Genomic DNA, 8,816 nt, shown 5'->3' with positions numbered 1-8,816 from the left:
CGCCATGTTATCTCCCTATAAACGATCTTACAGCACATCTTTCAGGTGCTTATAGTTTGATTTTACAGCATCAAATACGTCTTCATATCTTCCTCCCAAAATCAATTTCCCCATCCAGAGCGCAAAGCCTTTCATTTGTGCAAATTCTACTTTGGGGGGCATTGCCAGTGAATCCGGATTCGTAAATACATTTACCAATACCGGTCCGTCCGTTTTAATGGCTTGTGATAACACTGTTTCCACTTCTTCCGGCTTATGAATAGTAAATGCGGTAAAGCCCATCGCCACCGCTACGGCGGCAAAGTCCGGGTTAACCATATTTGTTTGCCAGTCTGGTAGTCCGGCCACTTCCATTTCCAGCTTTACCATGCCTAATGCACGGTTGTTAAATACAATCACCTTTATTGGGAGCGTGTATTGTTTAATCGTCATCAAATCGCCCAGCAACATAGTTAACCCACCATCTCCACACAAGGCAAACACTTCCCTTCCCGGCTGCGCAAAAGCGGCGCCTATGGCCTGAGGCATAGCATTGGCCATAGAGCCGTGATTGAACGATCCTAATAATGTCCGCTTTCCGGTTCCCTCCAGGTACCGCGCCGTCCAAACGTTTGTCATACCGGTATCCACCGTAAAAATGGCATCATCTGCCGCGAATTTATTTAGCGTTGCTGCTACATATTCCGGGCTAATAGCATCTTCTTTCCCCCTGTCTTCTACATAGGTTTGCATTTTCTTTTTCACTTCCTGGTAAAATGCCTTCATTTCCTCCAGGAAGTCCGTTGCTGTATGTGTTTTCAATAATGGGAGCAATGCTTTCAGGGTATCCCTGATGTCTCCGCAAAGCCCTAGTTCCAGCGAAGCTCTCCGCCCCAGCCGCTCCGGCTGAATATCTATCTGCACAATTTTAGCTTTTGCCGGCATAAATGGTGTGTAAGGGAAATCCGTACCTAACAACAATAACACATCTGCCTCATGCATACTTTTATAGGCGGATGCCAGCCCCAAAAGGCCGGTCATGCCAACTTCATTGGGGTTATCATATTGAATACCCATTTTAGCCCGAAAAGAATAGGCTACCGGCGCCTTTAACAACTGCGAGAGGGCAACCACTTCGTCATGTGCCGGCACTGCGCCTAATCCGCAGTAAATAGCTATTTTCTCCGCGCCATCCAATATGTCCGCCAGTTCCTTCAATTCAGCGGGAGAGGGGCAAATAACGGGACGTGGATGATATAACCTCGTAGCAGTAGGAATGTCCCTGGCATCAGCGGCCGCCACATCTCCCGGTAAGCCCAATACAGCTACCCCATGCTTATGTACCGCATGTTGTAATGCTGCCTGCATCATTCGGGGCGCCTGCTCTGCGGTGCTCGCCACCTGGTTATAACAACTGCAGTCAGCAAACAACTTAATGGTATTAGTTTCCTGGAAATAATCACTCCCAAACTCGTTGGTAGCACAGGTAGAAGCAATCGCTAACACCGAAGCACCCGACCGGTGCGCATCATACAAGCCATTAATCAGGTGTACATGCCCGGGACCACTACTGCCGGCGCAACAGGCCAGTCCATTCAACTGCGCTTCAGCACCAGCGGCATAAGCCCCTACTTCCTCATGTCTTACATGTACCCACTGAATACGACCGTCACGTCGCACAGCGTCGTTGATATGATTTAAGCTATCCCCGGTAACTGCGTATATACGTTGAATACCAGCGCCGACCAACATCTCTACTAACTGATCTGCTACAAGTTTTGCCATATTTTTTTATTTATAAAGATGAATGATAAAACAGCTTCCAACGCACATTGTTCATCTTCCCTTGTTCAATAAACAGGCCATGGAAACCATCCCGGATAACCTTAATTTTACAGTAGAAAACCAATGCTGTATGAGTGTTTTAAAACCCACCCTGCCCACCAACTCCCTGCTGTACAAGCAAGCAGCCACTATTCACTACCAGGACACCTTTGCGGCTAACATCGCTTCGCCACAGCCGGTAACTATAATGCAAACAGGCATTGCCTTCGTCACAACCTCGCCCCGGTGGGTCAGGCAATTGATGAAATGGAGAGATCAAATAGTGGGGATTTTTGGACTTAAAACCAGTAGCAATTTACCCCGCCATCGCCCTCAGACATTCAATTGCGGTGATCAGCTCGGCATATTCAAAATATTGGAGAAAAATGACCGCGAAATAATATTGGGAGAGAACGATAAACATCTCGACTTCCGCGTATCTCTTTATTTACAACAACAAGCAACCCAACAACAGTTAATCTGCACTACTATTGTACACTACAATAACCTTTGGGGCAAAATTTATTTCTTCTTTGTAAAACCCTTTCACAAGCTCCTGGTGCCGGCTATGCTTAAACACACTGTTTCCCAATTACCTGCTACCTCCAGCTGAAAGCGCCAAAAATTGATTATTTTTATAACCATGTCTAAATTGCTACCAATGAAACCTATCCCTGCCCCATTGCATCGCAATACTGTATTGATACTAGCTGTACTGATAACAGCGCTGACCTCCTGTAGCCGGAAAATTACTGAAACGGGAAAAGCGTCGTACTACGCCGACTCTTTTGATGGTAAACGTACTGCCAGCGGAGAAACCTTCCGCCAACGCCAGCTCACCGCGGCGCATAAAACACTGCCTTTCGGTACGCGCGTAACGGTGGTGAATATTTCCAATGGCAAAAGTGTAAAAGTACGCATCAACGATCGCGGCCCATTTGCACCCGGACGTATTATTGACCTGTCTCACAAAGCGGCCGCTAAACTGGGTATGCTTAACACGGGTGTTGCCAATGTAGAGGTGAAATACAAACAAAAGAAAAAGAAAAAATAACTGACCAGCTTAGCCTGATTAATACCCGTTTCCCGGCATTACTGCTACATTAATCGCTGAGCACTACCTAACCGGTATTTGCGCATTTCCGCGACGCTTGCGCTTACCGAAACCGGTATTCTCATTCGTTTGTAATTTTTTACCGGCAAAATTGCATTTGGAAACAGATGCGCTTTTATTTGTTGACATACAAATACAGAACAATGAACAAGAAAACACTTCTCTCAGCATTGCTGGCGTTGTGCCTGGCTGCTGATCACACTTTCGCACAAGCTCCTGCCGTAGAACTTCCCGGCTTCGCCGCCTACGCTGATCCGGTAGAAGAAAACGTAGATATCAACCATAACAAAGGCGTTATTAACTGGACCAGCAACGGCAACACAGTTAACTTTTATTTTCATGCCGCCACTACAGGTCCGCTCAAAGTAGCACTCCTGGCCAAAGCAGATGGCACCAGTAAGGTAAGTGTATCAGTTAATGGCACAGAAAAAACAATAAGCATTCCTAACAATAATGATTTTATAACTATTCCTGCTTTACAAACAAATATTAAGCAGCCAGGCTTCTATTGCGTCTCTTTAAAAGGAGTGGAGAAGTCTGGTTTGGTATATGCCGATGTTAAAGCCGTTTCACTTACCGGCGCCGCTACGAAAGATATTCAGTTCAATGCCAAACCCTGGCGCCGTGCAGCTTCCGTGCATTTAAACTATCCCGTTCCTGAAGGCAAGAACGTAGAATGGTTTTACGGAGAAATTAAAGTGCCGGAAGGAGAAGATAAACTGGGTACCTATTTCATGTCCTGTGGTTTTCACAGAGGCTATTTTGGTATGCAGGTAAACTCTCCTACCGAAAGAAGGATTATTTTCTCCGTTTGGGATGCAGGTGGAGAACCAGAAGAACGTAGCAAGGTAAAATATGAAGACCAGGTAGTAATGCTGGCAAAGGGCGACAGTGTAGACGCCAGCGGATTTGGCGGCGAAGGTACCGGAGGTCATAGTCATTGGATATATAACTGGAAAGCCGGTGAAACATATCGTTTCCTGATGCACAGCGTACCTACGGGAAACACCACCACCTATACAGCCTATTTCTACGTACCGGAACATAAAGAATGGAAGCTGATCGCCAGTTTCAGAGCCCCTAAAGACGGCAAATACATGGGACATCTTTACTCTTTCCTGGAAAACTTCTCTTTTGAAAATGGACATCTCGGACGTAAAGGCTATTTCGGTAATCACTGGGTTAAAACCAATACCGGTGAATGGATAGAGCTCACTAAGGCCAAATTTAGTAATGACGCTACCGCTAAGGCCAAAGACCGGCTCGATTACGGCGGTGGTTCCGAAAATGGCTGGTTCTATCTCTGGAATAGTGGCTTCAAACCTGCGAATGCACAATATGGAGATCTCTTTGAACGCCCTGCCACAGGTACACCGCCAACAATAGTACTTCCACAATTCTAAACAGCCATATATACTGGCCGGAAAAAACGAGGGCATATCGGAGAAAACGATAAGTCCTCGTTTTTTTTTATCTCCCTAAAAATAGATGAACGGCCCATTGGTCTATGCTACAAGCGTTTAATATCCATTTAAATTAGTCTATATACCCTATAGGACTGATGTTACGCATTTATTTTATGAGACACACGACGATTTTCTGAAGAACCGGGGCATTTGCTCTTTATTATCAACCCGGCATAATTCCGGCTATTAACCCATTTTTTGCTTTAAATTCGGTGCTAAATCCTGATAACATCTGTTGTATATGGCATTGAAAAATAAATTGCCTATTCCCGGCGTAGTACAAGTATTGAATCCATTCAAGGTGAAGAAGCAGCGTATCATGAATTTCAATCCTGCGGAAGGAGTGGCCCTGCGGAAGCAGGCAGATAAGAGCAAAATCACTGTTTTCGATTATAATACCAGTCTTTGTTCAGAAATAGCACTGAATAACGTAGAGGAGACTTTCAAATACATGGAGTCTTCACAACTTAGCTGGATCAATGTGGATGGTATTAAAAAAGATGAAATCCACGCCATTTGTGAACAATTCCTAATACACCCTTTGCTGGAAGAAGATATACTCAGTGTTGGGCAGCGGGCAAAAATGGATGAAATCAATGACCGGATGTTTTGTGTGCTTCCCATGATTTATTTCAATAGTGAATCCTCTTCCGTAGATATGGAGCAGGTAAGCATTGTACTGGGCAAAAATTTCGTGATTTCTTTCCAGGAAGATCCTACCAGAGATGTATTTGATCCCGTACGAACCAAACTTTTACTGAAAGGCTCCCGGATCCGCAATGGTGGCGCCGATTATCTATGTTATGCCTTGTTGGACGTAATTGTGGACAACTACTTTATAGTGATGGACAAACTGGGAGAGAGAATAGAAATGATGGAAGACCTGGTGCAGCATCAGCCCAATACCCGCACATTGGCCCGGATCAACTATTTAAGACGACAAGTATTTTTATTTAAACGAGCCATCGCTCCTGTGAGGGAATTAGTAAACGGTTTCCTCAAAAGTGAAAGTGATCTGCTGGAAGATAAAGTAACTAAATATTATAAAGATGTGTACGATCACATTGTTCAATGTAACGATCTGGCCGACAACTACCGTGATATGGTGTTGAACTTACAGGAAATGTATCATACCCAACTCAACCTGAAAATGAACGAAATCATGAAAGTGTTGGCGGTAGTAACAACTTTGATGGCTCCGCCAACACTTTTAGCCGGAATTTATGGGATGAACTTCCACTATATGCCTGAATTGGAAACCAAACACGGGTATTATTATACGCTGGGAGGAATGGGCATATTATTGTTGCTCATGATCCTGGTATTCAGAAAAAGGGGCTGGTTTTAAGCCTTCTTTTTATAAACAGGTACGGTAGAGCAAGGCTCACCATACATAATACTCTTTACAACCGGGCGGAGCAGGCGGGTTATTTCTGCATAGGCAATTTCTCCCACACGCTTATCCCCACACCCTTTAATTACTACTCTTTTATCAGTAAAGGCGGCTACATCTATTTTAGCCAGGTTCTGCAGATAACGTGTTTTGTGAATAAACTCAGCATCTCCGAAGGCAGCGTAGGTGGCAATGGGTTCTAACTCCGTCATTACCAACATATAAGCCCATAATGGGATCACGGCATCCGCGCTACAGATGATCCCCACACTCTTTCCACGGAATTGTTCCCAGTCGAGCTCCTTCAGGGAGGCCCGGAAATCCTTTTCCTTTAGGATCAGGCCCATGAAAAGGTAATCTTTCATATCAAAAATCACCGTATCTCCTTGTGGATAATAGTCCTCCAGATCAATGGTTTCCAATCCACTCTGTGCAACTTTATTTATTATTTCTTCCATTTTGTCCTTAGTTAAGGATACAAATTTACGAATATCGGTGCAGGAATGTGAATAAGTCGCCCGGACGATGGGGAAAGGCTATAAATGGAAGAAGGGACGCGATTACGCGTCCCTTCTTCTTATGTCAGTAAAAAATGTAGCGGTCTAGAAAAATTTACCACGGGTATCTTTCACATCAGATTTCTTTTTCAGCACTTCAAACAGTTGCTGATCCAGCATAGATTTAACACCTTGTTCGTATGCAGCCTGTTGAGTAGCTATATCCTGAGCAGGTTGAGCAGATGGCGCGAAGCTGTCTACCTTAATTACATATACTCCGGCATTTCCTTCGATAGGTGCAGATACGCTGGCAGTACCCCATTTCTTATTGAAAGTAGCACCTGCTACGCGTGGTTCAAAGCCCAGAGAAGCGATAAATGGTGTAGCAAAAGTTACACCTTCTGCTTTCAGCACTGGTTGATTAGTAGCTTTTGCTGCAGCATCCAGGCTAGCCGGAGTTTGCAGTTTCGCCATAATTTGTTCTGCTTTTTTGTGCTTTTTAACTTCCGCTTCCACGCGAGGTCTTACGTCTTCCAGTGGAGCAGTGCCCTCCTCACGAACGCTGGTTAATATAGCAACTACATATTTGTCATCGAAAGTAAATACGTTGCTGGCGTCGCCTTTCTTAGCTTCGTAAGCCCAACGTACCAGTTCGCGTGCTTGTCCGATACCTGGGATAACGAAATCCATTGGGCGAACGTTGTCTGCAATTTTCTTATTGAGTTTACCTTCCTGTACTGTTTTTTCGAAAGCAGCAGCAGTACGGGCTTTACCTGCGAAATCGCTTGCAGAGCTATAAGCAGTGTTATTAGTTTCTTTACTTGCTTCTACAGATTTACCGAGGTACGCTACTTTAATAGCAGGACCAATATTTTTCTGATCCATGATCTGCATTACATGGTAACCAAATTGGGTTTTCACCACCTTAACCTGGCCTTTTGTTCCATCAAATGCAAATTCTTTAAACTCAGGTACAAATGGAGAAGAAGGAGTTAAATCATACTCTCCACCAGTTTGTTTGCTACCTGGATCATCACTGTATTGATTTACAAGTGCTTTAAAGTCGGCGCCACCTTTTACAGCCACTTCAATACTATCAGCGCGTTTTTTAGCAACAGAATCTGCTACGCCCATTTGTGGAGAAGAAGCGATGAGGATGTGACGAACTTTAACGCTATCCGGCATATTTTTACGATCAACCATTTTCGCATATACGATCAGGTTATTATCATAATATGGTCCGAAGATAGCACCAACAGGTAGGTTCACGATAGAATCTTTCTGAGGAACTTTAGCTTCGTTCTTAGAAATATAACCATCGTAATATTTAATATCGGAGTTACGGTTAATAAAACCAGCAACATCTTTAGTGGTATCGAGTTCTTGTTTCATGGCAACAATCTGTTGGATAGCTGCCGCTGAATCTACTGCAGAAGGAATAGCATCGAAAGATACATATTCAACTTTACGGGATTCTTCTACTTTAAACAGTTGCTTGTGATCCTGGATAAAACGGTTCAGTTCAGCGTCTGTTACTTTAACAGTAGAATCAGAAATAGTAGCATAAGGAACGCTTACATAAGAAACAGTAGCAGATTGACTATTATCTTCCTGTTGTTGTTTTGCCAACCATTTTGGGTAGTATACACCTTGTTTAATAAGGGTAACGTACTTCTGTTGTTCCTGATATTTGGAAATGTAGCTTTCCATTTGGTGCAAACCTTCGCGAATCTGAGGATTGCTGGAAGCCTGTGAAATAGCTTGTTGCAAAGCGGCACGATCAAACTGACCATCACGTGTAAATTGCTGTACAACTACCGGATTAGGGTTTTTACCCTTGATTTGGTCTACCACTTCTGCTTCAGTTACAACAATACCCAATTTCTTGTATTGAGCTTGCATGATTTGTTCATTCAGAAACTGGTTCCAAACCTGTTCACGGATATATTGACGTGTTTGGTCGTCAATATTAGGCATTTGCTGACGGGCGCCATTTTCTGCGTCCTGGATACGGCGTTGATAGTCTGCTAAGTCCAGATCTTCACCATTTACTTTACCCACGCTTGTACTGCGACGGGAGAGAGAACTTTTGCCAAAAAAGGCATCCTGCAACAGGAAACTAACAATAGCCAGGCAAATCACTACAACGATCATGACGGCGTACTTGTCCCTGATTTTCTGAATTACTGACATATATTATATAGTCTACATTTTTAAGGATAGCAAAAATAGAATAAAATAACTGTAACTGCAAAAGAGTATTTTAAAGCTTGAAACGCAATACAGCAAAGGGTTTCAGGATGGTATAACACTTTTGTGGACTATGTATGATCCACAGGTTTTCCACATGAAGCGGTTATTCACAACTTGTTTTTTTCCCGGGTTTTGATGTTTTTAAATGCTGACTGTTGCTGGTATTTTCATAAAAATGGGATGCAAATAACATTAAAGGGTTATTCACAAATGTTAAAAACCAGGTTTTCTGAATCCACATAAAATTGTGAATAAAACAGGGCTAATTTAAGCGTGTATGCATTTTGACC

At 43.5% G+C, this 8,816-nt stretch carries 7 protein-coding genes; 4 read left to right on the top strand and 3 right to left on the bottom strand.

Annotated elements, in window-relative coordinates; genetic code table 11:
• Positions 1-27: 27 nt before the first annotated feature.
• Positions 28-1,764 carry a thiamine pyrophosphate-dependent enzyme gene (locus AC5ZC7_RS29545; protein WP_496161004.1) on the bottom strand — a complete coding sequence of 579 codons (1,737 nt, stop codon included), beginning with the start codon at positions 1,762-1,764 and terminating at the stop codon, positions 28-30.
• 130 nt (positions 1,765-1,894) lie between these two features.
• Between AC5ZC7_RS29545 and AC5ZC7_RS29540 the strand changes: the two genes are divergently transcribed.
• The 4 genes from AC5ZC7_RS29540 to corA all read left to right on the top strand — a co-directional run bounded on the left by AC5ZC7_RS29540 (position 1,895) and on the right by corA (position 5,731).
• Positions 1,895-2,416, top strand: coding sequence for a DUF2867 domain-containing protein (locus AC5ZC7_RS29540; RefSeq protein WP_496161003.1), 522 nt, complete (start codon positions 1,895-1,897; stop codon positions 2,414-2,416).
• 48 nt (positions 2,417-2,464) lie between these two features.
• Entirely contained in the window at positions 2,465-2,857 is a 393-nt protein-coding gene (locus AC5ZC7_RS29535) for a septal ring lytic transglycosylase RlpA family protein (RefSeq protein WP_496161002.1), read from the top strand.
• Positions 2,858-3,060: 203 nt separating this feature from the next.
• Entirely contained in the window at positions 3,061-4,320 is a 1,260-nt protein-coding gene (locus AC5ZC7_RS29530; RefSeq protein ID WP_496161001.1) for a DUF3472 domain-containing protein, read from the top strand.
• A 304-nt stretch (positions 4,321-4,624) separates the two neighbouring features.
• Positions 4,625-5,731, top strand: coding sequence for a magnesium/cobalt transporter CorA (gene corA, locus AC5ZC7_RS29525; RefSeq protein ID WP_496161000.1), 1,107 nt, complete (start codon positions 4,625-4,627; stop codon positions 5,729-5,731).
• Here the strand turns inward: corA and AC5ZC7_RS29520 are convergent.
• Both AC5ZC7_RS29520 and AC5ZC7_RS29515 read right to left on the bottom strand, forming a co-directional pair.
• Positions 5,728-6,234 carry a DUF2480 family protein gene (locus tag AC5ZC7_RS29520; protein ID WP_496160999.1) on the bottom strand — a complete coding sequence of 169 codons (507 nt, stop codon included), beginning with the start codon at positions 6,232-6,234 and terminating at the stop codon, positions 5,728-5,730. The two genes, corA and AC5ZC7_RS29520, sit on opposite strands and share 4 nt — an antisense overlap.
• A 144-nt stretch (positions 6,235-6,378) precedes the next feature.
• Positions 6,379-8,466, bottom strand: coding sequence for a peptidylprolyl isomerase (locus AC5ZC7_RS29515; protein WP_496160998.1), 2,088 nt, complete (start codon positions 8,464-8,466; stop codon positions 6,379-6,381).
• Positions 8,467-8,816 lie beyond the last annotated feature (350 nt).

The sequence above is a fragment of the Chitinophaga sp. 9-1-y genome (genome assembly GCF_059511905.2).
This window is presented reverse-complemented; position numbering and strand designations above follow the sequence as displayed.